The 23,353-nt window shown below is 43.5% G+C and carries 21 protein-coding genes; 16 read left to right on the top strand and 5 right to left on the bottom strand.

Annotation, left to right across the window (positions count from 1 at the left end):
• Nucleotides 1-38 precede the first annotated feature (38 nt).
• Nucleotides 39-698, bottom strand: a complete 660-nt coding sequence (locus MHH60_RS29140; RefSeq protein ID WP_051491160.1) for a peptidylprolyl isomerase — start codon at nucleotides 696-698, stop codon at nucleotides 39-41.
• Between the two features lie 210 nt (nucleotides 699-908).
• Between MHH60_RS29140 and MHH60_RS29135 the strand changes: the two genes are divergently transcribed.
• Entirely contained in the window at nucleotides 909-2,135 is a 1,227-nt protein-coding gene (locus MHH60_RS29135; RefSeq protein WP_076137142.1) for an MFS transporter, read from the top strand.
• Between the two features lie 86 nt (nucleotides 2,136-2,221).
• On the opposite strand, the gene MHH60_RS29130 is transcribed toward MHH60_RS29135, so the two are convergent.
• Nucleotides 2,222-2,626, bottom strand: a complete 405-nt coding sequence (locus MHH60_RS29130; protein ID WP_076137144.1) for a hypothetical protein — start codon at nucleotides 2,624-2,626, stop codon at nucleotides 2,222-2,224.
• A 257-nt stretch (nucleotides 2,627-2,883) separates the two neighbouring features.
• Between MHH60_RS29130 and MHH60_RS29125 the strand changes: the two genes are divergently transcribed.
• Nucleotides 2,884-4,782 (top strand): sensor histidine kinase, encoded by a 1,899-nt coding sequence (locus MHH60_RS29125; protein ID WP_076137146.1) that lies wholly within the window; start codon nucleotides 2,884-2,886, stop codon nucleotides 4,780-4,782.
• A 113-nt stretch (nucleotides 4,783-4,895) separates the two neighbouring features.
• A complete protein-coding gene (locus MHH60_RS29120; protein WP_256715189.1) occupies nucleotides 4,896-6,812 on the top strand; it encodes a sensor histidine kinase in 1,917 nt (638 codons plus the stop codon).
• A gap of 10 nt (nucleotides 6,813-6,822) precedes the next feature.
• Here the strand turns inward: MHH60_RS29120 and MHH60_RS29115 are convergent, their stop codons facing one another.
• Both MHH60_RS29115 and MHH60_RS29110 read right to left on the bottom strand, forming a co-directional pair.
• Nucleotides 6,823-7,062: an NHLP leader peptide family RiPP precursor gene (locus MHH60_RS29115; RefSeq protein WP_170914256.1), complete on the bottom strand. Its 240-nt coding sequence runs from the start codon at nucleotides 7,060-7,062 to the stop codon at nucleotides 6,823-6,825.
• Between the two features lie 94 nt (nucleotides 7,063-7,156).
• Nucleotides 7,157-8,092 carry a hypothetical protein gene (locus MHH60_RS29110; RefSeq protein ID WP_038568892.1) on the bottom strand — a complete coding sequence of 312 codons (936 nt, stop codon included), beginning with the start codon at nucleotides 8,090-8,092 and terminating at the stop codon, nucleotides 7,157-7,159.
• Nucleotides 8,093-8,193: 101 nt separating this feature from the next.
• On the opposite strand from MHH60_RS29110, the gene MHH60_RS29105 reads away from it, so the two are divergent.
• Complete coding sequence (locus tag MHH60_RS29105) at nucleotides 8,194-8,487, top strand: hypothetical protein (RefSeq protein ID WP_076137149.1); 294 nt, start codon at nucleotides 8,194-8,196, stop codon at nucleotides 8,485-8,487.
• A gap of 53 nt (nucleotides 8,488-8,540) precedes the next feature.
• On the opposite strand, the gene MHH60_RS29100 is transcribed toward MHH60_RS29105, so the two are convergent.
• A complete protein-coding gene (locus MHH60_RS29100; RefSeq protein WP_076137151.1) occupies nucleotides 8,541-10,472 on the bottom strand; it encodes a family 20 glycosylhydrolase in 1,932 nt (643 codons plus the stop codon).
• Between the two features lie 84 nt (nucleotides 10,473-10,556).
• Between MHH60_RS29100 and MHH60_RS29095 the strand changes: the two genes are divergently transcribed.
• The 12 genes from MHH60_RS29095 (at nucleotide 10,557) to MHH60_RS29040 (ending at nucleotide 23,338) form a co-directional block, all read left to right on the top strand.
• Nucleotides 10,557-11,411 (top strand): helix-turn-helix transcriptional regulator, encoded by an 855-nt coding sequence (locus MHH60_RS29095; protein ID WP_038568894.1) that lies wholly within the window; start codon nucleotides 10,557-10,559, stop codon nucleotides 11,409-11,411.
• 317 nt (nucleotides 11,412-11,728) lie between these two features.
• Entirely contained in the window at nucleotides 11,729-13,375 is a 1,647-nt protein-coding gene (locus tag MHH60_RS29090; RefSeq protein ID WP_076137153.1) for a sensor histidine kinase, read from the top strand.
• 23 nt (nucleotides 13,376-13,398) lie between these two features.
• The gene (locus MHH60_RS29085; protein WP_036676623.1) at nucleotides 13,399-14,034 is read left to right on the top strand and encodes a response regulator; all 636 of its coding nucleotides are present in this window, start codon (nucleotides 13,399-13,401) and stop codon (nucleotides 14,032-14,034) included.
• A 265-nt stretch (nucleotides 14,035-14,299) separates the two neighbouring features.
• Nucleotides 14,300-15,037, top strand: coding sequence for a YveK family protein (locus tag MHH60_RS29080; protein ID WP_076129269.1), 738 nt, complete (start codon nucleotides 14,300-14,302; stop codon nucleotides 15,035-15,037).
• Entirely contained in the window at nucleotides 15,021-15,662 is a 642-nt protein-coding gene (locus MHH60_RS29075; RefSeq protein WP_036676617.1) for a CpsD/CapB family tyrosine-protein kinase, read from the top strand. Before MHH60_RS29080 ends, MHH60_RS29075 begins: the two co-directional genes overlap by 17 nt.
• Nucleotides 15,663-15,811: 149 nt before the next feature.
• The gene (gene galU / locus MHH60_RS29070; protein WP_042185171.1) at nucleotides 15,812-16,702 is read left to right on the top strand and encodes a UTP--glucose-1-phosphate uridylyltransferase GalU; all 891 of its coding nucleotides are present in this window, start codon (nucleotides 15,812-15,814) and stop codon (nucleotides 16,700-16,702) included.
• Between the two features lie 30 nt (nucleotides 16,703-16,732).
• A complete protein-coding gene (locus MHH60_RS29065) occupies nucleotides 16,733-17,425 on the top strand; it encodes a sugar transferase (protein ID WP_076137155.1) in 693 nt (230 codons plus the stop codon).
• Nucleotides 17,426-17,444: 19 nt separating this feature from the next.
• Nucleotides 17,445-18,386 (top strand): glycosyltransferase, encoded by a 942-nt coding sequence (locus MHH60_RS29060; protein ID WP_280775966.1) that lies wholly within the window; start codon nucleotides 17,445-17,447, stop codon nucleotides 18,384-18,386.
• 9 nt (nucleotides 18,387-18,395) lie between these two features.
• On the top strand, nucleotides 18,396-19,742 hold the full coding sequence (locus MHH60_RS29055) for an O-antigen ligase family protein (RefSeq protein WP_036676609.1): 1,347 nt from the start codon (nucleotides 18,396-18,398) through the stop codon (nucleotides 19,740-19,742).
• Nucleotides 19,739-20,512 carry a WecB/TagA/CpsF family glycosyltransferase gene (locus tag MHH60_RS29050; RefSeq protein WP_036676606.1) on the top strand — a complete coding sequence of 258 codons (774 nt, stop codon included), beginning with the start codon at nucleotides 19,739-19,741 and terminating at the stop codon, nucleotides 20,510-20,512. The genes MHH60_RS29055 and MHH60_RS29050 overlap by 4 nt, the downstream gene beginning before the upstream one ends.
• Nucleotides 20,509-21,987 (top strand): O-antigen ligase family protein, encoded by a 1,479-nt coding sequence (locus MHH60_RS29045; protein WP_076137157.1) that lies wholly within the window; start codon nucleotides 20,509-20,511, stop codon nucleotides 21,985-21,987. Before MHH60_RS29050 ends, MHH60_RS29045 begins: the two co-directional genes overlap by 4 nt.
• Complete coding sequence (locus tag MHH60_RS29040) at nucleotides 21,953-23,338, top strand: oligosaccharide flippase family protein (RefSeq protein WP_076129264.1); 1,386 nt, start codon at nucleotides 21,953-21,955, stop codon at nucleotides 23,336-23,338. The genes MHH60_RS29045 and MHH60_RS29040 overlap by 35 nt, the downstream gene beginning before the upstream one ends.
• Nucleotides 23,339-23,353: the final 15 nt, after the last annotated feature.

The raw sequence follows: 23,353 nt of genomic DNA, 5'->3' as shown, positions 1-23,353 counted from the left end.
CTTTCGAGGACGGTAACGTCGTTTCTGTTTATTCCTAATTACTGAACCTTTTGCGGTTCTGGGTAAGTGACGCCGAAGGTGTCGACCGTCACCTTTTTCATTACTGGTGGCTCATCTGGACGATCAGAACCGTCACGAGGCAAGCTCACAATTCTTTTTACAGCTTCGATACCTTCGGTTACTTTACCAAAAGCGGCATAGCTTCCATCTAGACTAGGGTAAGCTGCATCCATAATAAAGAACTGGGAACCGGCAGAGTCGGGAGCCTGTGATCTTGCCATGGATAGAACACCTTCTGTATGCAGAAGGTTATTGGTGAACCCGTTGCCAGAGAATTCTCCGGCGATACTGTAACCCGGGCCTCCCATACCTGTGCCATCAGGGTCGCCGCCTTGAATCATGAAGTCAGGAATTACTCTATGGAATATAGTGTTATCATAAAATCCTTTTTGAATAAGTGAGATGAAATTGTTTACGGTGTTAGGGGCAACCTCAGGATATAGCTCAGCTTGGATGATATCCCCGTCTTCCATTTCAATGGTTACTAAGGGATGACTTGCCGTAGCTGAAGGAACGCCTTCAGTTGGGGCTGCACCTTCCCCAGGTGCTGATCCGCTGCTTCCATTATTACTGCTTGCATTGTTATTGTTTGGCTTGTTACCGCAACCTGCCGCAATAACCATGACCAGGCATAACATGATCAGAAGAATAGCGGATTTTGTTCGTGTAGACTTCACTAAATAATCTCTCCTTTTTATTGAATAATCTCGTAGGTACTTCCCATAATACCTCCTTTGTCCTATTACATGCAAAGGTCAGTTATGACTTCTGGGATTGGCACATCTTAAAAAGAAGTTTACAATGGTAGGATGTTTCCAAAGAGAACATCGAGAAAGGATGTGCGTAGGATGCTCTTTTCGTGGAAGCGGAATTTGATCGTGCTTTGGATAGGGGTTTTCTTTTGTAGTACAGCTTATTCGATCTCGATTCCCTTCCTTTCCATTTTTTTGAGCGACGAACTCGGGGTTTCAAATCATTTGGAGATTTGGTCAGGGGTTAGTTTTGGAATAACCTTTCTTGCCAGTGCTTTAATTTCTCCCTATTGGGGTTCGCTAGCCGACAAGTATGGTCGGAAACCGATGCTCATTCGCTCGGGTTTTAGTCTGGCAGCTTTATATCTCATTAATTATTTTGTACATGATCCTTATGTTTTTTTGATTGTGCGTGTGCTGCAAGGTCTGCTTGCCGGTTTTGTTCCAGCAGCTATTGCAATGGTAGCCACCAATACCCCTGAGCATAAGACGGGGTACGCTTTAAGTATTATGTCTACAGCCGGAGCTACAGGTAGTATTATTGGGCCATTAATCGGCGGTGTAGTGAGCTATTATACCAGTAACCGGATTGCTTTTTTATTCTCGGCGGGTATTGTACTGATCTCAGCGCTCATTGCGACTTTTTTTGCAAAAGAGGAGAACTTCGACCGTTCCGCTCCAAGGTCACATGTAAGTGATGATATCAGGGAAGCGAGAAGTAACCGAGCTTTTATTACTTTGCTCTCGCTGGCGGGAATCAGTACCTTCTCCGTTATGATTCTGGAGCCGTTAATCCCAATTTATCTACTGGACATGGGGATCTCCAAAAATAGTGCCTCGCTAAGCTCGGGGATAGTATTCTCCGCCGTGGGGATTGCTACGGTACTGATGGCTCCGCAGTGGGGCAGACTCGGCAGCCGAAAAGGCTTTGGGATGATCTTATTTATTGGACTGATCGGGGGCGGCATCGGTAATATTTTGCAGTTTTTTGTTTCGGGCTATGTAGAGTTCGCTATCCTTCGCTTTGCTTACGGCCTGTTCTATGCAGGTGTGCTGCCGTCAGTGAATGCCATGATTGTACAAGTAATTGAGCCGGGATTCCGTGGACGGGCCTTTGGCCTGAATCAGGCGGCATCTCAGCTTGCGACGATGGCTGGACCGATTATCGGCGGCTTATTAGGCGCGGTGATTCCAATTCGCTGGGTGTTTGTAATCAATGGAGTGATGCTGCTCGTAGCAGCGATATTGGTTAAGACCCGCAAGCTGGAAGCACAAATCGCCGCTGCTCGTCCCGCAGAACAGCCAACAACGATGCAGGGTTAACTGCTAACTCAATGAGCATGTCGTTATTTGGAAACAACATAAAGCCGCCTGGCTCATAGCCCGGCGGCTTTATTCATATTAAGCTGCTATTCTCCCTGCGAACCGTTCAAAACGTCTGTTCCCGGCATAACATCCACTGGCGGGGAGGCAGGGTCAATAATGGAATTTGGATATACATCGTCTGCATCTGGAACATCCTCCAGCGGCTGATCTTCTTCTTCCATCTCCAAGAATTCCTCATCTTTAGTATGATCCGTATCATCTAGGGTTAATCCTGCGGTTTCAGCGGCTAGATATGCATCGGATTCCACCAACTCATCTCTTTCGATTACATCCTTAGGTGAGTTTAAACCAATATCTGCTGCCAAGTATTTATCGCCAACCAAGACAGGATCTGCGTCATCATCAACAATATCCTCTTCATCCATATCAGCTTGTATATAACGTTCATATTCAAAGTCAGCTTCAGTTTTATTTGGTGAACTATCCATAGCCGTTCACTCCTTTTTTATGATGAAATTTGAACTTCCTATGTTTATCTTTACCCGTTTGACCATGTTCGAATCGCTGATCCAATAAATGGGTATGTCTATATTGGATTAGTAAAAAATGGGTGAAAGCAAAAGTCGATGAAAAACGTTCTTTTTCGAGAAAATTTACAAGATTAGGCAGGGATAGTGCGAAGCTTGTCGAAATTAAGAAGCATATATGAACGTTTAAACAACTAATGAATTACTGAGGTGCTACGATGAAGTTGCCAAAGCCTAATATAGCGGCTGCTTTTTTATTAATTCTACTGCTGACCGCTATGGTTCCTTTTGGTACGGCGATAGTGAGTGCTAAATCATCAGACTCTACGCTGCCCAATTGGGAGATTAAATTTGAACGTATAGAAGTAGATCATATTGAAGAAGCTGTGGCAGCTCTTGATGAAGAATGGACTCGTGTTATGCCTCATGGGAAAAGCCCAGAGACTCCAAGTGGGGCAACCTCAGCCTGGCTGCGGTTTACTTTACCACAAATTAGTGATAAATCTGCGTTATTCATAGATAAAGTATATGGAAATAATGTTAAGGCTTATTTAAATAACGAATTAATATATGATTCCGGAAAAGATTTTAATTTCAATGGCAGTAAGGTTTTCATTCCTCTGTCCAAAAGTGTTGGAGGACAACAGCTATATTTATGGACCCATGGTGGCAGCAAAGACTTAGGGATCCACGGCGAAATAAGAGTAGGCCAATACGATGAGCTGTTATCTGTTTATGTAAAGCAGGGCTTAATGGATCTGATCATTGGAACGACGCTTATTTTTATTGCGATTGTACTGCTGATCTGCTCGCTATTCATGAGAAAAGGCTATTTTTCAGGCGGATTTCTATTGGTGTTGATTATTTTATCCATTGGCATCTTAGTGGTAACGTATTCATCGTTCCTGCCGACAATCCTCGGCGATTATGGAGAGATCGTACTTGTTTTCTTTGATGTAGCTTTATATACGCTTTTGCCAGCCTTTACATTTTATTTCGAGAAAATATTTGGTCCAGGGAAAAAGAGAATCGTTACACGATTCCGTAAGTTCCAAATTGTCTATTCTGTATTTTGTTTTTCCCTAATGGTTATTAATATTCTTCTATCCTATCAGTTGGATGACTTTTATAGATTGATGACTACGAGTGTGCTAGGTATCCTTATGATTGTGCAAATTATACTTTTGATCAGCTTAGCGTTTATACACGCGAACCGTGGCAATGTAGATGCTGTTATTTTTACTTCAGGGTTCTCAATATTTGCTTTCATGTCTCTTAGTGAACTGATCATGTTCTATGCATCGGGGCAATCCTATCAATTATATTGGTGGAAATGGGGAATGGTGATTTTCGTAATTGCCTTAATCGTCATTCTGGGAAGAAGGTTTACTCGAAACCATGAACAGCTTATTGAATATTCCCATCAGCTTGAGAAGTTCAATAATGATTTGCAGCGCTCGGAGAAGATGGAGATTATTAGTGAGCTGGCAGCTTCGGTTGCCCATGAAGTACGGAATCCATTGCAGGTTACCCGGGGGTTTCTGCAGATTCTTGGGGAGCGTTCAGATCAAAAGGAGCGGGAATATCTGCAAATGGCAGTGACAGAACTGGATCGAGCTACGCTCATTATTACAGACTTCCTAACCTTCGCTAAACCAGGACTTGAAACCGTAGAGCAGCTTGATGTGTCCGAAGAGTTGAGGCATGTGACGGGTATTCTTTCTCCGTTAGCGAATCTGCAAGGGGGCGTCATTGAACTTAATCTGCAGCCAGGACTTTACGTTACTGGATCATCTGCCAAGTTCAAGCAAGCGTTTATCAACATACTCAAAAATAGTATTGAAGCTTTAAAGGACAATGGGCTGATTAAAGTCACAGCCTGGAAGTCTGGAAAACATATAATAATCAGTGTTCATGATAATGGGGAAGGGATGAACCGGAATGAGCTGGCTCGGTTAGGGGAACCTTATTACTCCAATAAGACCAAAGGAACGGGGCTTGGACTGATGGTAACCTTTCGGATTATTGAGGCGATGGAGGGATGTACTGAGTTTCGCAGTGAGAAAGGGGAAGGGACTGAAATTATAGTAAAAATACCAGAACTTAGAAGAATTTAGAAGTAATTTATGATAATTCCGTTTTTTAGAAGGAAAGAGTGAGGGGCTGAGCGAAGTAGTACAGACAGAATATTGTTTCTGATACTTACTTCTGAGGTGCATATATGCGCTTGATGATTAAAGTCCTACATATAGCAATAGCCCTTACTCTCCTTCTGATAGGATATAGTTCAATTGTTGTATCAGCAGCGACCCCATATCCATCCCAAGAAATTACCAGTTGGCAGATGAGATGGGGCGATGGAACCGAAAACAGCGGCGTAGTGGTTCCTCAGAATAATGACCAGCAGTATTGGATAAATGTGAATGCTACGAAGGAAATCCCACATCTGCCATCAGGCGTATCCACTTCTTGGACTCGTATTTCCATACCTAACTTTAGTTATATCTCCCCTTCAATCTACATTGATACTTTATATGCTCTTCATGTGAAGGTGTATGTGAACGACCGTTTAATCTTCGAGGAAGATCGTAATTATATTAAGGATAACTATTCTTTGTTGTTGCCTTTGAGTCAAAGCGATAGTGGGAAAACATTATACATTTGGACTGAAACGCTGCAGGATAGAATCGGAATTAAAAATGAAGTAGTGATCGGTGAACACAACCTGTTAATCAATGATTATATTAAAAATGGACTCAGCGATGTGATTTTGGGCTGTGCTTTTTTTCTTGTGGCTATCGTCCTATTTATAAGCTCTCTCTACATTAATAGGGACTATTTTTCCAGTGTGGCTTCACTAGCCGTTGTAATAGGTTCAACCGGAATTCTCTCGATAACCTATTCTCCTTTTATTTATACCTTTTACAGCAATTTGGGCGCGATTAGTAATGTGTTTCTTGATTTGGCTTTATTCTCACTTTTACCAGCGCTTACTCTTTTATTTGAAAAAATATTTGGCAGTGGAAAATATGCGATCGTCCGTCGTTTTCGTCAATTTCAAGTCATTTACTCCTCATTTTGTTTGCTATGTCTTTTGATCAATTTTCTATCGAATAATAGCTATATTGAGTTTTATTATTTTGTATCCACCACTATTATCGGGTTCATTCTTATCCTTCAGTTCATCTTGCTGATCGTATGTGTGATTATATTTTCGCTTAAAGGGAATAGGGACGCTATCATTTTTGCCATTGGCTTTGGAACGGCTGCATTTACTGTAGTGTCAGAGTTACTGTGGTATTACATTCATAAGGGGAACTATGATTTATTCTTGTGGAAGTGGGGCATTGTTGCCTTCATAATCTCCTTAATCGTAATTCTGGAGCGAAGACTAGCCTATAGCCATCAACAGGTTGTTAACTATTCTAAAGAATTAGAGCGTTTTAACAACGAATTGCAGCGTTCGGAAAAAATGGAGATTATTAGCGAGCTTGCTGCATCTGTTGCTCATGAAGTGCGGAATCCACTCCAGGTAACTCGGGGTTTCCTTCAGCTGCTTAGCGAGAAATCCGTTGGTGAAGAGGAAATATTTATGTCGATGGCCCTTAGTGAGCTGGATCGTGCTTCCGGGATCATTACGGATTTCTTAACCTTCGCAAAACCGGAATTTGAGACGATTTCCAGTCTGAATTTGTATAATGAATTTAAGCATATTGAGAGTATTATGCAGCCGCTTTGTCATTTAAATGGAGGGAAAATGATTCTCGATGTATCGGGCGAATTATGGGTGAAGGGGAATTCCTCGAAGTTTAAGCAAGCCTTCATCAACATTATCAAAAATAGCATTGAATCTTTCCGTGAAGAAGGATTTATCTATATGTCGGTGTATGCGGAGGAGGAGAACGTAATTATTCATATCAAAGACAACGGGGAAGGGATGGACGCGGATGTCCTGCACCGATTGGGAGAGCCTTATTTCACTAAAAAGAATAAAGGGACAGGTCTTGGATTAATGGTCACTTTCCGCATCATCGAAGCTATGCAAGGTAAAGTGAAATTCACAAGCAAAAAAGGAGTGGGAACCGAATCCATCACCATACTGCCATTGGCAGAAGCTCCGGATGATTCTCACTCCTTAGGGGGTTAATCTTGTTGTCTTACCACGAACCGCGTGGTGCTGCGGTTGCCTTCAATACATCGGATGTAGGACTTGGTGGAATTACAAGATAGAATTCGTTGGAGCCTTCTTCAACGGCTTTCAAGGTAACGCTGTCGGGAATGATTACGCCTAATGCTTCTTGGAGAGCCGCTTTTGGGTCTGAGAGTAGTCTTTTCTTGAAACTTGGATCTTCCCATGCCTTTTGAATGACTTGATTTCTAAGAATTGCTTCTGACATAATAATCACCCTTCCCAAATTGTATATATTTACCTTTAATAATATAACATAGCAAAACTACTAATACTATTCTTTTTATTACAAAATAATAGAATTAATGTACATTTTTTGACAACCAATGATATAATCCTCCGTTTAGCAAGAGCTGCTTGTCCGCTTCGATGGAATCAGAGATCTGCTGTAAGTTACTTACTAGCATGGAATGGAACGCGATAAGATGAGGGACATTAAGGTCGGAAGCTGTAACTTTGTTATGTGTGTCGTGTGCTAATTCCGTATAGGTATGTAGACCATTTGCAGTGAATAGATAAAATTCGACCTCTTGTGAAGTTAGTTTAGCTGCACTGCTGTTTGGCAGATGTTTGCGAGTTAGGGAGAGAAGACAATTATAGTTGCCCGCGGATAAATCTTCTTTCCAGTCCTCATAGTCATCCAGCATTTGCAGTGTAAGCAAAACCGAATGGATAAGTTCTTCAGCTTGCGGCACTAAATCACTCTTTCCAGACATCAGAAGGGCAGCGGTGCTGGATAGCTTGAGCGGACTGGCTTTATAGGAAATTTTGACCCGATCATTAAGAAAATAGTCACTGGTATTTTCGTTGCTAACACTATCTGCCCACTCCATGATATAACGATTAAATAAGATCCAGAAAGCAGATGGCTCCGGAAATAGTATCCGGTAGATATTTAAAAATTCGACATAAAGCAAATTCGCCAAGGGCAATTTTTCGTATGCGGAGGATTCTTGGCTGTCCATCAGGTCATCCTGTATGAAGAAATACAACATAAAAAAGACGTTGCCCATCGACATCTGGCGAGTAACCTCGGCAGAGATTCCGCATCCCTTCTGCAGCCAAAAGGGTAAAAGATAACATATGTAGTTTTTGTGGCTTTCAGCGTTAAATACGTTAAAATGCTCAAGATAGGACATGCCTTGTTGATTTAGAGGTTCTGGAAATTCGGAAATAATCCGTCTGCTTTCTTGGAATACCAAGCGCAGTTCATCTTCGTAGTCATTTAGCCAATCCATAACAATCCTCCTATAAAATTTTTACGAAAATGGTTCTTTTGCCCTGATTATAGCTTTCTCTTTATTCCATTACAACTAAAATTTAGGAGGTATTAGCAAATATGGAATGGTATACTTTCGGCCAAATGCTTATGGCTATTCGAATGGGCCAAAAGGCGGAAACACCGGATGGCCGCATGGTTATGCGTACCTCCACAGGACTTTTTTGGATAAACGGAATCCTGCAGGGAAAAGTGGTAGAAATTAAAGACTATCTGTTCTCTGACCTATGGCGAATCTATGAGGATGAGGAAAGCCAGCAGGAGGGAATTGGCAGGGAACAACACGAGCAACGTGAGCGGGAGATGCTTGAGAATCAATATGAAGAGCTGCGTTGGGCGAACCGAAAACGTTAGTTCAACGTTCGATTACCCAACAGCAGCTATATAGTGAATATTAATAAGAGGGATTAGGAACTTACGGATGCGGAGAGCTCTGATTTTAATGCTTCATATTGACCCCGCAGGCGTTGAAGTTTCGAGATACTTTGCTCCAAGCCGCCGAGCCGGTTGCGTTCCGTCCACAAGAGACGATATTGGTGAAGGAGTATATCAAGATCATTGATTTGCTTCGTAATCAGCGCAGGATCAAGCGAATCTGGTGCTGATGTCAACTTTAGCTTGATTCTGCCCAACTGCACAGCATGCTTCACAAAATGGATGCCATTACTCAGTTCTTTCAGCACAAGAGCAGCATCCTCGCATTGAAGATCTAGCCCCGATAGCCGCGCCTCAATGGAGAGCAGATATTCTTCGAGATGATTGAAGTGTTCCTCAGTAAGCTTCTCTATGATTAGGAAATTGTCCAGATGGGTACGCAGCAGCAGGGACATTTCTGCATCATTTGAACGGTTGATACTGGATTCAAGCTGATAGTAATTGCCGAGATCCAAGAGCAGCTGGCCAATTCCCTCAGAACGATCTGCAAAAATAAATCTATTTAAATACTGTGCAGTATCTGCTTCCAGATTATGATCTACACTCCAGGATAGGGCTGCGCCGTAGGCGAAGCCGGCATAGCTGACCGGCAGATGCTGCCAGTGTCCAAAATCTCCCCAATCCGTAATGAGATAACCGATAGCACCGTTGTTTTTGCCATGAATAGCTGCACTGCGCAGATTGGCTAACATATTGTCCGTGCGTCCTGTAATGGAGTTCCATGAGCTGGTGCCTGGGCAGACATAAAAAGGAATACCAGCTTCACGGAATTTGAGCGTATCGGACTCGAAGGGATGCTCCGCGCTATAACCCCATTCCATAGCAATAATATCCTTAGGAAGCTGAGGAATCAGTTCGGGATGCTGGATAATGATATCGCCCCAGAATTGCATCGTTTTGCCACGTTTTGTAACCAACTCATAAATCTTTTGCAGGAATGATAAATAGAGTTGACCTTTGCCTTGAGTTTCTGCCAGAGCTTTATTTTTACCAAGACCGAGTTCATAGGTCTCATCGCAGCCTACATTAAACTGATTGGAGCTAAAGTAGGGCAGCAGATCGTCAAACATTTTGTCTAGCAGAGGTAGTACAGCAGGATCTTCGGTATCAAAAGTACCAGGATGCATAAATAAGCCTTCTGGATAAACGTCCTGTGCATACAAATTCTTCGGAAGCATAAAGCCTTCGGGAATTTCAGCTAAAGCGTTGAATTCTGGACGAGAAAGCCAGCCCTCCATATGCCCAAAGCTGTTCTGATTGGGAACAAGCTCTATATAACGTGCTTTGCAATAGGCATCCAGAAGCAGGATTTCCTCTCCGGTAATTGGGGTTTCAAGCTCCCAGACTTGAGGGAAGGATTCATAAGCGAAGGGAGCACCTTCTATATATAGCTGAAGTTCATTCATCTTCAAATCAGCCATAAGGTCAATGATCCGGTACAAGGTTTCTTGCTTCGGAATTTTATTGCGGCTGATATCTATGAGCAGGCCTCTGGCTCCAAAATCTGGTTCATCGCGAATATGCAGCTGAGGTATAGATTTGCCACTTTGTTCTATGATTTGTTTCAGGGTTGCTGCTGCGTAGAAGGCACCTACAGGAGAGCTATAGGAGACAACGATACCCTTCTGATCGACAACAATCTCATATGCCTGTGCAGACAATAATGGCACATAGTTAAAGTTACAGACAGATACAACGGTTGGACGTAAGCCAATGGATAAAGTCAGCTGCAGATTCAATGCTTGTGCAATCACTTCCTGTAGTTTTCGTGCAGCTGGCATGGCAGATTGTTCTTCCATATTAGGAAGCACGATGCTTCCGCTTGTTGGGAAATGGAAGGAGTCTTGTGACAATGTGATTTCACGCGGATTAGGGAAAAGCAGTAGTGCAGAATGATTAAGCATAGCGTGGACACCTCTTATTCATGTAGAATATGATCATCTTCACAATAACCTTATCACTACTAAACAAGGGGAGGAATGCCTATAATGTCCAAGCACATGGATTATATGATCAGTCCATATCCAATAAGAATTATTGATCCGAAGGTTGAATCCTCCAAGCTGAAGCTCAAGAATATAAGGGTGGGACAGGCAGGTCATCTGCCAGGAAGAACGTTATTCCGTTCAGGTGTAGTTTTTGAGCACTGGGCCATTGTTTACATAGTGTCAGGTAGTGGCTCCTACATGGAGATTGGGGGAAAAGAGCAGCAGGTGCGTGAAGGCAGCTTATACTTTTTTCGCCCAGGTTACAGTTATAACTTTGGTCCACCACCGGGAGGCAGCTGGGATGAGTATTATATTAACTTTAATGGCACGCGTGTATCCGAATGGCTGGAATCGGGCCTCATAGCCGGGGGAAATGTTTTTCAAGCCCAATCTATAGTAGGTCTTACTACCTTATTTGAAGAAGTGCTGGAACGGATGGAGAGCGGAGAACCTGTAGATGCGGATCGGGCAGCATTATTGCTCGAAAGAATGCTGCTGGAGTGTTCTTTTATAATAGAAGAAAAAAGTTGGAATTCTCAGGCTGATTATATGCGCCAGATTCGGGAAGACCTGAACTTATGCATTTATGGTGAAATGGACCTAGAACAAATAGCGGCAAAACATCATGTTTCGATGTCTACACTTCGTCGTCTTGTTCGGCGCAGCAGTGGATACCCGCTTCATGAATATATTCACCGTCTAAAAATGGCGGAAGCCAAAAAGTTGCTTTTCAACACGTCATTACAAATCAAGGAAATTTCTAGTATGCTTCATTATAATGATCCGTTCTATTTTTCTCGTTTATTTAAAAAATATATGGGGATCGCACCCCAGCTTTGCCGGAATAACATTTAAATCGACATCATCCTACTAGAGTCCCAACGGCAATTGTTATAATTTGTATAATTGTTGTCGTTTTATAAGATATGTTGAAAATTATGGATTAATATTACATAAATACGTTAGTTCTTATTAACTATAGTGGATAAAATTCCAAATTTTAGTGATAAAACCTACTGAAAAAATAATAAATTTTTTGTAACTATTTTTCAAATGGAAGCGCAAACATGGGAAATGTCAACTTGTTATTGTGATTTTTCTCATGTATGATGCTTTTATCGAGCACAGTACAATCTCGCATTTTCCAAAAAACTGGAGAATAGGGTGGTGGGATGAAAATCAAACCAACTGCAGAAGACAAACTGATTGCGTATTACAGGTATTTTTCATTGTCCCTCACATCACTCATGTATCTTCTAGATCAGACGGGACCTTCCATAATTTATAAATCACTTATTATTGCTATACTTGTTATGTTTGCACAAACGTTCTCATTTTGTTATCGAAGGCTACGCAGCAGGCCGAAGACTCTCGTCCTGGCTGTTAGTATAGAGATGGTGGGAATTATCGCATTAACCTTGTTTACGGGTGGGTACGAAAGCTCTTTTAGGCTTTATGTGCTAAATCCTGTATTGATTGCTGCAGGCTCGTTGTCCATTTATTTTGGATGGTCGTTGCTCTTAAGCTATATCAGTATTTTTGCGGTGCTCTGTTATTTTTTTATCAATTCTGCGAACAGAAATTTTCTAGAAATTGTATTTATAAATGGGAATCTGTTTCTAACACTGGTACTTACGGTTATAATAATGCAGATCGTTAATCGGATGAAGCGGCAACGTGAAGAATCGAATGCCCGCACGAAAGAGACGATGGAGCATATCAAATCCCTGTACCATATCGTGGAAACCTCAAGCCAACATGATTTCATGAATATCGGTCAAGTGATCACCGATTATGTTGTTAAGCTAACGAAGCTGGATAAGGCTTTGTTTTGGTTCGCCAAGAAAAGCGGAGAACCAGCTCCGCAGAGCAGGCAGACCGGCTGGCAGCAGGAAGAGGAACAGTTCCTATTCTCAGAACTGGGAAAACATGAGCATGAATGGAGATTGCAGCGAGAGCCTATTTTTAGAAATCTGCCGGGATTAGGAGATTTCCTGCTGATGCCTGTACGGATGAGCACCCGTTTTGTAGGGATGATTGGACTCAAGCTGGAGTCTACAGAGGGGCTGGAAGGCCGCAGATGGTATATTCAACAATTGATATTCTTATCTGAGCTAAGTGCGAATATTCTTGAAAGACATGAGCTTGGTGTGATCGAGAACCGGTTGATCATCACGAACGAACAGAACCGGATTGCGGATGAAATGCACGACAGTGTATCACAGAGCCTTTTTGGTATTGTGTATGCGACGCATTCGCTGAAGGAATCGTGGAAGAGAATGTCAGATCATGAGCTAGAAGAACAAATTGAGCTTATTCATGATTCTGCTACAAAGGTTGCTAAAGAACTGCGGATCACGATCTACAGTCTTAGCTCCAAGAAGAGTGGCGGGCCTACTTGGTTGGGCATGGTAAGATCACATTTGAAGAGCTTATCCAGGTTAAATGATGTTGATATTGATTTAAAAATAACGGGCGATGATTTCAGTCTCCCTTATCCTTATCACAAAGCGCTTTTTCGGATTATCTCCGAAGCCACTGGTAATGCCATCAGACATGGTGCTGCCAGTCGAGTGGATGTAGAATTGTCTCTGAAGCCGACTTGGATTCGATTATTGATTTGTGATAATGGTGTTGGTTTTGATACTGATTTGTTATGGATTGAATCTGAAGATAGTGTAAGCGGACTTGGCATGAAGAATATGCAATATTTGACCCAGTCGCTCGGCGGCGACTTTCAGTTGTCCAGTAATGAGAGCACAGGAACAAGAATTATGATTTCGATTCCTGTCGGTGTAGCTGAATTAAAGAATGCATAAACTTTAGGCGGGAGGTCGTTTCTGTGAAAATCGTCATTGTAGATGATCATCCTTTAGTTAGAAGAGGACTGGCATCTGTCATTTCAATGCAGCCGAATGTGCAGTTTGCAGGTGAGGCAACGAATGGCCAAGAAGCGCTTCTTGTGATTGAGGAGACGCAGCCTGATCTCGTATTGATTGATCTAAAGCTAGCAGATGAATCGGGATTGGATGTCATTAAGACAGCACGTGCTCGTGGTATCGTTAGTAAGTTCATTTTGTTGACCTCATCTGCGAGCAGAGAGGATTTCCTGAAGGCTGAAGAAGTACTAGTAGATGGATATGTACTGAAAGAGGCGTTGCCTGAAGAGTTACTGTTTGCTATCCAATTGGTGCATAAGGGAAGAAAGTATTACGATCCTGGTCTGATGGAAGATAAAATGCGCATGAGTGGAAGCAGCCCAACGGATGAATTGACACCCAAAGAAAAGGAAGTCCTGATCGAGCTGGGGCAGGGCGCATGCAACAGAGAAATTGCTTCACGTCTTTTCATTAGCGAATTTACGGTGAAAAAGCATGTCAGTCAGATTTTAGCTAAATTACAGGTGGCTGATCGTACACAGGCAGCGCTTTATGCAAATGCTGTCGGATTAACCAAATATGAAATGTCATACGAGTGAAAATTGAAATAATTCGTAAGCATTGTACATGAACACGGACAGGTTGTCCGTGTTTTTTTGTGCGTTAAAACTTAAATCAGCCCTATATATGGCACTAAAGTATACCTAATCCCCCTCTTAAGAGGTATAACGTCTTACTCCAAAGTGAAGAGGAAAGTGATGGTATGAGCCATGTGGCGAATGGTGTGGATTGATAGAATTAAAGCAACAACTGAAACTTTCATGAATGCTTTCAGAATGTAATTTTAGCGGAAGGAGGGTTACTGTGGAAAAGACGATTCTGGATTACATTAACCTGATTAAAAAAAGGTTTTGGCTCATCATGGTGTTCGTTTTGATCTCCTGTGCTACGACTTACTATGTTAGCAAAAACTTCGTTGAACCCGTCTATTCCGCTTCCGGACAGCTGCTTGTCAACAACATTGCCAAAGCTCCCGAGAGCAACAATCTTAACGATTTGAGCTTTAGCCTGAATTTAATTGAGAGTTACAAGGAAATTATGAAATCACCAACCATCATGAAAAGCGTAATAGAAAATCACCCGGAGTTTGGTCTCACGGCCGATGAACTAAGTCAGAAGCTTGAGATTAAAACTTCAGAGAAAAGTCAGGTGATCAACCTCAATGTTCAGGATGAAAGCTACACCAAAGCTGCCGGGATCGTAAATGCGGTATCGCAGACATTCATTCGTGAATTGCCATCGCTGATGAGGGTAGACAATGTTACCTTGCTGACACCGGCCGATCCGACTGATGTTCCAGGGCCCTCGAACGGCGGGTTTGCGATGAATCTCATCATCAGCTTTGTTGTATCACTTATGGCTGCCCTAGGAATTATTTTGCTGATGGAAACACTTAACGGCACATTAAGGTCTGAAAAGGAAGCGGAATATGACCTTGGTCTACCGGTAATTGCTTCGATCGCAACTATTCGCAAACGTGACTTGGGTAAGGCGGCAGGCGACACCAGAGTGAAGGAGGGTGCTTATGTTGCGGCTAAATAAGAGTCTGGTTACAGACGTTAATCCGTCCTCGCATATCTCCGAATCGTTCCGATCACTGCGCACATATATACGTCAGCTTGGACTAGCGCAGGGCGGCGGAGGAAAAGTGCTGCTCTTTACGTCAGCAGAAGCTGGAGCAGGCAAGACGACAATCTTGTCGAATCTCGCGGTTTCTTTCGTCCAGGATGGCAAGAAGGTAGCGGTGGTTGACTGCAATCTGAGACATCCCGGTCTTCATACCGTGTTTGAAGTAGAGGGGAGTGACGGGCTTGCGGCTTATTTAAGTGGGCAAGAGGAAGCAGATAACATCGCTGTCCTCGGAAACTTAGCCAATCTTTCAGTCATCCCGGCAGGAAAAACTCATGTTAGTCCGCCGGATTTGCTGGGGAACCCCAAAATGACCGCTTTGCTTGAGGAACTAAAAGAAAACTACGATCTGATCCTGTTGGATTCTCCTTCGGCAGTCGATTTCAGTGATGCTCGTATATTGGCACCTCAAGCGGACGGCGTGATCCTGGTGGCCAGATACGGAAAGTCCAAACGGGAATCGATTCGCAAAGCGAAGACGCTGCTTGAACAGACCGGCTCTAATCTAATCGGAATTGCCATGAACCAGGCGAAGTAATTGTTTATGCTTTCGAAGTAAGTTTTGCTTGAAGTCAAATTATTGAAGCTAATGCTCACAAAACTTAAGTTTATGCTTTCGAAGTGAGTTTTGTACGAAGTCAAATCATTGAAGCTAATGCTCACAAAACTTTTAGGAGGTAAAGTGCGATGAAAAAGGTAAAAAAAGTAATCATACCCGCGGCAGGACTAGGTACGCGCTTTCTTCCCGCAACGAAAGCCATGCCTAAAGAAATGCTTCCGATTATCAATAAACCAACCATTCAATACATTGTTGAGGAAGCTATTGCTTCCGGTATTGAAGATATCATCATTGTTACTGGTAAAGGTAAAAGAGCCATTGAGGATCATTTTGACAATGCGTTTGAGCTGGAGTCTAGGCTTCTGGAAGATGGAAAGCTGGATCTGCTTAAAGAGGTTCAGCGTTCAGCCAAGGTTGAAATTCACTATATCCGCCAGAAAGAACCGAAGGGTCTGGGGCATGCCGTTTGGTGTGCAAGACGGTTTATCGGAGATGAGCCATTCGGTGTCATGTTAGGTGATGATATCGTCACAGGAGCCGTACCTTGCCTTAAGCAGCTGATTGATCAATATGAAGAAACACAAAACTCGGTTATCGGAGTTCAAGAGATTCCTGATGAATTCACGAATCGTTACGGTATTATTGAACCGGATTTGCAGGACGGTAAATTGTATCGGGTTAACAATTTTGTAGAGAAGCCGCCACTAGGTACGGCACCTTCCAATCTTGCGATCATGGGCCGGTATGTGTTTACTCCGAAGATCTTTAAGTATCTCGATTTGATGGAAGAAGGCGCTGGCGGAGAGATCCAGTTGACAGATGCCATTCAGAAGCTGAATCAGAGCGAACGGGTATATGCCTATAATTTTGACGGAACAAGATATGATGTCGGCGAGCGGCTTGGATATATTTTGACAACACTTGAATTTGCACTGCAAAGCGAAGATTTGCGCTATCCGGTGATGGATGCAATGGCGGAATGGCTGAATAAAATGGGACAAACCAGCTTGAGTAGTTAAGTTGAGTTCGCAAAATTTTAGATGAGGAGGATGAGCATGCAAAAACTGCCGGAAGACTACGAGGCGGTCCTGCCGAAACTTTACATGCTGCATACCGATGAGAGAAGGAAAGAAGCAGAGTCCTATTTGATAATGAAACGGATAATCGATATCTTTTTTTCCGCTCTTGGTCTTCTCGTGTTAATGCCATTATTTGTTGTCGTGGCGATTCTGATCAAGCTGGAGGATCCGAAAGGAAAGGTGTTCTTTCGGCAAAACCGGGTTGGGAAGAATGAAAAGCAATTCCCAATGTATAAGTTCAGATCCATGGTCAGTAACGCTGAGGAGTTAAAAGAAAACCTGATGGCCTATAACGAAGTGAGCGGTGCCATGTTCAAGATTAAGAACGATCCGCGGATCACACAAATAGGGAGATTCCTGCGTAAGACGAGCATCGATGAGCTACCTCAGCTGTGGAATGTGCTGATAGGTCAAATGAGTCTGGTCGGTCCTCGTCCTCCGCTGCCAGAAGAGGTAGCTCAGTATACGGAATATGACAAACAGCGTTTGACGGTTACACCAGGCTGTACCGGATATTGGCAAGTAAATGCTCGAAACAGTGTCGGCTTCGACGAAATGGTACAGCTGGACTTAACCTACATCCATATTCGGAGCACCATGCTGGATCTAAAAATCATTGCTAAAACCGGACTGATGTTACTCGGTTCAAAAGATGCTTATTAATAATGTGGAAATTAGGTGAATGCCGATGCGTGAATACGGAGACGTTCCTAAGCTTTCCATTATCATCTGTACCTACAACAGAGCACCTTTATTGATCAAGACGCTTCAGTCACTTTTAAAGCTGGATCACTTAGAGCAGGCGGAGATCATTGTTGTGGATAACTGTTCCAAGGATGATACTGAAGCTTGCGTCAAAAAGTTTATAGGAAAGCATGGAGCTGATGTGGATATCCGCTACATGATGGAGCCGATGCAGGGGCTTTCAGCGGCTAGAAATACAGGAATTCTGGCTTCCAAATCGCCGCTGATTGCCTTTCTCGATGATGATGCGATACCTTGCCAGCGTTGGATAACAACGATTGTCAGTACTTTCGAGAGTAAACCGGAGGTCATGGCTATGGGAGGCAAAATCGCTCCGATATTTGAAAGCAAACGTCCGGACTGGTTGATTAAACCCTTTGAGCTTCCGTACACGATTGTTGATTTAGGTAGCCGGATTAAGGAATATCCCAAGCAACTTCATCCTTGTGGGGCCAATATGGCGATGCGGAAGCTCGTATTCGACATCAGTCTTTTTCCCCTAGATCTCGGAAGAAAGGGTGATTCTCTGCTCTCCGGTGAAGAGACCTGGTTATTCGGACAGATTCAAAAAGAAGGGCATTCCATCCTCTACCATCCGGAAATGGCGGTTGACCATTTCGTTCCGGCGGCCCGTTTGACGGAAGACTGGATTATGAGGCGCTATTATAGCCAAGGTATCTCTAACGCTATGAAAAGCGAAGGACTAAAAGGCAAGCTGCTTCTAGTGGGAAAGACAGCCGCTAAGCTCGTGTATATCCTGGCTGATTCTATCCTCTCAAGAAGTAAAGGAAGAAGGCTTTTGAACAAATGCAGGCTGGAGAGTATTCGTGGAACGCTTCATATGATTCTCAATCGGGAGAGGCATTCCGCAGCGGGGTGAGGGATTAACATGACAAATTTTGAGTGGGGCTCCAAATTAAATGTTTTGCCATACGGGATGCTCTATCTCATGTCGGCCCTGTTCTTTGGAACGGCGGTCATCTACCAGCCGATGATTGCGATAGCTGCCGTGCTTCTGATTATTTTGCTGGGAATCTCGATTTCACGGCCTGAACTGATCAGTTATTTCGTTCTAATCACGACAGCAATATCGATTAACTTTTTATATGATGGCAGCATGTTTGGAATGGAGATACTGTCCCTTTATAAATTGGTTATCGTGATGCTGCTTGTTCCTTGTATTCTGGTCAATGGCTTGCGGTTTCGTCTGAGTCACCCCTTGTGGGCAATGGTAGCCCTGCTGGTGATTACCTTTGGATCTTCGATCTGGCTGCCGGAAATGACCTCATCCATTGCAGTTAAAGCTTTTATCGGTCTATCCATTCCATTCGTATTTTTATTAATCAACTGGAAAAAGAATGTAGCCGAGCTGCAAATCAAAATTATCTGTATGCTTCCCCTTGTTAGTGTAGTGGTTGGTTTGTTGCTGCAGCTTGCGCATGTTCATAATTTTCTCAACATCGAGTATACAGGCGCTGTACGGATTCAGGGGGCTAATATTCCTGCGCATCTAGCGATGCTGGCCTTTATGGGAGTAGCGATTCCATTTATAGAGGTGAAGCGGAATCCGCAGCAAGCACGCTTTTTCTATATCATGTTAGTTCTAAATTTCTTTATCTTGATTGGAACAGGAACAAGAGGGCCTATATTGGCACTTGGACTTACCGTTCTCTATTACTTCTATGATATTCTTCGCCAATATTTGAAGGGCAGAACCTATCTGCTAATTCCGTTAATGGGTGCATTTTTCCTGATTATGGTCGCCGTCTTCTGGCAGCTCGATAATTTTGAGAAACGTTCCTTTGAGAGACAGACAGACACGGCTGTTGATTTATCAGGAAGGTCAGAGGCATGGGAGTATTTTTTAAATAAGGCTGCGGACTCTCCTTGGTCTGGTAGAGGACTTGGAGCAGTGACGGTAGCAAATGATGGAACATTGTATAAGGGTTTTGTAGTTCCACACAACGAGTATATCCGCTTTTACTTCGATGGGGGATATATTGGCGCTATTCTGTTGATGTTCTCTTTATTGGCTGTATTTATTCTGGTGTACAGAGCATTGGCTCCGCCGATCAAACCTTATTATCTGTTATTTATTGCAGCGTTTTTAATCTACTCATTCTCCGATAACACGCTGTCGACGGTCCAATTTATTATTCCGTTCTGTTGGTACCTGAACTGCCTGTATCGATCTTCACAGCCAACCGATTCCCCACAAAAAGAAGTGATACGATGAGTCAAGTGAATATGTTCGATGTCAATTTTGATAACTATGATTTCATGGATTTGCTTGATTACATTGATAAAACCATTCAGGAGAGGAATCAGTCTTATATCCTCACTTGCAATGTAGATCATGTGATCAAGCTTCGAAAGGATAAAGAATTTCAAACGGTATATTCGAAGGCAGGTGCAGTTGTTGCTGACGGAATGCCACTGATCTGGGCATCCAAAATGCTAGGCAAGCCGCTTAAGCAGAAGGTATCCGGCGCGGATCTATTTAATCGATTGGGCAACGCCTTTGAGCAAAGGAAGTACCGGCTGTTCTTCTTAGGCTCAGCTGAAGGCGTGGCGGAACGGGCAGCGATGAATTTGAAAACAGCGCATCCCGGAATAAATGTGGTTGGCTGTTATTCTCCATCCTATGGATTCGAGCACAATGAGGAGGAGAATGAACGCATTATAGAAATGCTGACAGAGTGCCAGCCAGATATCGTGTTTGTTGGTGTAGGAGCGCCTAAGCAGGAAAAGTGGATTTATCGCCACTATACCTCTTATCAAGCTCCGATATCGATCGGAGTGGGAGCGACCTTTGATTTTCTGTCAGGCTCAGTGAAACGAGCACCTAGCTTTATGCAAAAAACAGGGTTCGAATGGTTCTGGCGGCTTAGCCAGGAGCCGGGTAGGCTCTGGAAAAGATATCTTGTGGATGATGCACAATTTCTACTTTTATTACTTAAGGAACTGCGTAAGCGGGATAAGGTGAAGGAAGGAGGCTTGGAATGAGTGTATTTACGCCCCCATCACTTAGGTTCATCAAGACAGTTGGATTAATAGGGGGGACTGCTGCTATAGGTGTCTCTCTTCCGCTGATCATCGGCTTCTCCAGTGCGATGCTGAGTTCATCGAACAGTCTGCAGGGAGCCATTCTCTCAGCCATCCTATTCCCAGCTTTCTTGTTAGCCGTACTTAGACCGAAAATGCTGGTTGCTTATACCTTGCTAATCTGGGCCGTAGCTCCAGAGCTGCGCCGCATTGCTGACTGGTCAGAAGGAGTGTATCACTCTGTATCTTTGCTGAGCTTAGCTCCCTTGTTAACCGGTGTAACCTTGATCATTCCGCTGCTGAAGGAGATTCATAATATTCAAAAAGCCTCCACGCGGATCATGTTAATGTTCGCAGTTGCGCTGGGTTATGGTGCTTTAATCGGTTTGGCTAAGAATGGCATGGGCTCAGTTTATGACTTAGCGAATTATATTGTGCCACTGCTGTTATTGCCGTACTTTGCCGTCACGAAGTTCAAGCCGAAGGATATCGATCGACTGCTTACCGCTTTTGCCAATATTGCAGTCCTAGTTGCCATTTACGGGATTGTTCAGTATTTGACGGTGCCACCTTGGGATGTGTTCTGGATGAAACATGCGGATATGATGTCCATCGGAAATCCATATCCATTGGAAATCCGAGTGTTCTCTACACTGAATTCGCCCGGACCGGCTGCAACCTTCTTAGCATTTGCTTTAGTTCCGATGATACTGGAGAAAAAATGGCGGGGAACATTGCGCTGGATCGGCGTTCTGCTAGTTGTCATCTGCCTGCTGACTACTTTAGTACGTGCGGCATGGCTGATACTTCTGGTGATGCTGCTTATGTACATTGGAACCTCTCCTTCTAAGGGAAAGTGGAAAACCTTGATCCAATTAGTTTTTGTGGCTGCTGCGTTGTTCTGGGTTGTGCCGAAATTGCCTGGTGCCGAAGGACTGGTTGCTCGGGTAGAGACACTTTCTTCTGTTCAAGAAGATCACTCTTATAATGAACGGCTAAGCTTATGGCAAAACATGCTGCCGATGGTCGCCGCCAATCCAGTAGGTCAGGGAATTGGTAGTGTAGGTCAAGGGACTAAGCTTGGTAATGACGGCGAGCTTGGTGAGTACGGAATTATGGATAACGGAGTTATCGCTTTACTGCTTACCTTTGGTGTTCTGGGTGCTGTTTTCTTCTTCGGAGCTTTAGGCGCAGTTGTCAAACAGATATTCGCTAGAGTAATCAGCAGGGACCAATTGGAGCCCTACGCCCGACTTGCGTTAGCTACTTGGACCGGTGCGATTGTCAGTCTAGTTTCAGATAATGGGTTTCCCGGACTCAAGGGATACTTAATCTGGATGCTGATCGGTCTTGGCCTCAGCGCAAGGGAGATTACTCAAAGTAGAAGGAAGGGAACACCGTATGCAGCAGTTGAATGCAAAATCTCTCCCCGCTAGAACAATCTGGTCATCTTTTAGATTGTTCGCCAAGAGCAAGGACAACAGCTCGGCAGCCGTAAAAACTATGTTTGTCAGTGTCATGATCCTATTGATTAACATGTTAACGGGTGTATTGACCGCCCGTTATCTTGGACCGACAGGTCGTGGGGAACAGACGGCAATGATTAACTGGTCACAGTTTCTGGCGTTTAGCATGAGCTTTGGCATTCCTTCAGCTCTCATCTATAACGCTAAGAAAAACCCGGAGGATGCCGGAGTGCTTTATCGTATGGCATTGCTGCTCGGTACCATTTTTGGGGTCATAGCGATGATTATAGGTATCGTAGTCTTGCCTTATTGGCTGAAATCCTTCAGTCCGGAGGTCGTGACCTTTGCTCAGTGGTCTATGATTCTGTGTCCGATTATAGTGATCTCTCAAATTAACAATGCAGCTTTTCAATTCAGAGGTGAATACAAGAGGTTTAATTGGATTCGCTATCTAGTGCCGTTGCTTACACTGACGATGATCGGGATATTGATCGCGCTGGATCAGATGAATCCATTTACAACTGCAGTTGCCTATCTTCTTCCTGGAGCGCCGCTGTTTATCGGAATGACGATTTCCTTGCTTCGTACCTATAAGGTGAAGATGAGAGGGGCCTATCAGAATTTAAAAAGATTGTTTACTTACGGACTTGGTTCCTACGGTAATGACTTGCTTGGCAATTTCTCTACCTATATCGATCAGATCGTAATTGCCGGTTTGTTAAGACCTGCTGATTTGGGGCTGTATGTAGTGGCTGTGAGTCTATCACGAATGGTTAATTTTTTCTCAAGCTCGATTACGATCGTGTTGTTTCCTAAGGCTTCTGAGCTGTCCAAAGAACAGGCAGTTGAGTTAACATTTAAAGCCTTCCGAATAAGTACGACCTTCACCATGCTTGGCGGAGTATTCCTGATGCTCTTAGCCCCTTTAGTAATTCCGTTGATGTACGGCAAAGACTTCAATGCGGCATTAACCGTGTTTCGCTTATTGCTCCTTGAAGTGACCATTAGCGGAGGGACGATCATTCTGGCGCAGGCCTTTATGGCGTTAGGCAAGCCAAAAGTGGTTTCGATGCTTCAAGGTTTCGGCTTACTTTTGGTTATCCCAATGTTGTTCCTGCTCATCCCTAAATTTGGTTTACTCGGAGCAGGGATAGCGATGTTGTCATCAGCAATCCTGCGATTTTTCTTCATTGTTCTCAATATAAAGTACACCTTAAAAGTTAAACTTCCGCGGCTGCTCATTACCCGGGAGGACATTCAGTGGATGAAGACGACGATGAATTCTTACATTCGCAAGAAACCTATGGATATGAATGGATAATGCGAAAGATAAAGG

It is taken from the genome of Paenibacillus sp. FSL H7-0716 (assembly GCF_038002705.1).
GTDB classification, from domain to species: domain Bacteria; phylum Bacillota; class Bacilli; order Paenibacillales; family Paenibacillaceae; genus Paenibacillus_AQ; species Paenibacillus_AQ odorifer.
This window is presented reverse-complemented; position numbering and strand designations above follow the sequence as displayed.

Bases quoted from the DNA above. Each gene is read 5' to 3' on its own strand.
- MHH60_RS29140 (WP_051491160.1), bottom strand. From the start codon at position 698: ATGTTATGCCTGGTCATGGTTATTGCGGCAGGTTGCGGTAACAAGCCA.
- MHH60_RS29135 (WP_076137142.1), top strand. From the start codon at position 909: ATGCTCTTTTCGTGGAAGCGGAATTTGATCGTGCTTTGGATAGGGGTT.
- MHH60_RS29130 (WP_076137144.1), bottom strand. From the start codon at position 2,626: ATGGATAGTTCACCAAATAAAACTGAAGCTGACTTTGAATATGAACGT.
- MHH60_RS29125 (WP_076137146.1), top strand. From the start codon at position 2,884: ATGAAGTTGCCAAAGCCTAATATAGCGGCTGCTTTTTTATTAATTCTA.
- MHH60_RS29120 (WP_256715189.1), top strand. From the start codon at position 4,896: ATGATTAAAGTCCTACATATAGCAATAGCCCTTACTCTCCTTCTGATA.
- MHH60_RS29115 (WP_170914256.1), bottom strand. From the start codon at position 7,062: ATGTCAGAAGCAATTCTTAGAAATCAAGTCATTCAAAAGGCATGGGAA.
- MHH60_RS29110 (WP_038568892.1), bottom strand. From the start codon at position 8,092: ATGGATTGGCTAAATGACTACGAAGATGAACTGCGCTTGGTATTCCAA.
- MHH60_RS29105 (WP_076137149.1), top strand. From the start codon at position 8,194: ATGGAATGGTATACTTTCGGCCAAATGCTTATGGCTATTCGAATGGGC.
- MHH60_RS29100 (WP_076137151.1), bottom strand. From the start codon at position 10,472: ATGCTTAATCATTCTGCACTACTGCTTTTCCCTAATCCGCGTGAAATC.
- MHH60_RS29095 (WP_038568894.1), top strand. From the start codon at position 10,557: ATGTCCAAGCACATGGATTATATGATCAGTCCATATCCAATAAGAATT.
- MHH60_RS29090 (WP_076137153.1), top strand. From the start codon at position 11,729: ATGAAAATCAAACCAACTGCAGAAGACAAACTGATTGCGTATTACAGG.
- MHH60_RS29075 (WP_036676617.1), top strand. From the start codon at position 15,021: ATGTTGCGGCTAAATAAGAGTCTGGTTACAGACGTTAATCCGTCCTCG.
- galU (WP_042185171.1), top strand. From the start codon at position 15,812: ATGAAAAAGGTAAAAAAAGTAATCATACCCGCGGCAGGACTAGGTACG.
- MHH60_RS29065 (WP_076137155.1), top strand. From the start codon at position 16,733: ATGAGCATGCAAAAACTGCCGGAAGACTACGAGGCGGTCCTGCCGAAA.
- MHH60_RS29060 (WP_280775966.1), top strand. From the start codon at position 17,445: ATGCCGATGCGTGAATACGGAGACGTTCCTAAGCTTTCCATTATCATC.
- MHH60_RS29055 (WP_036676609.1), top strand. From the start codon at position 18,396: ATGACAAATTTTGAGTGGGGCTCCAAATTAAATGTTTTGCCATACGGG.
- MHH60_RS29050 (WP_036676606.1), top strand. From the start codon at position 19,739: ATGAGTCAAGTGAATATGTTCGATGTCAATTTTGATAACTATGATTTC.
- MHH60_RS29045 (WP_076137157.1), top strand. From the start codon at position 20,509: ATGAGTGTATTTACGCCCCCATCACTTAGGTTCATCAAGACAGTTGGA.
- MHH60_RS29040 (WP_076129264.1), top strand. From the start codon at position 21,953: ATGCAGCAGTTGAATGCAAAATCTCTCCCCGCTAGAACAATCTGGTCA.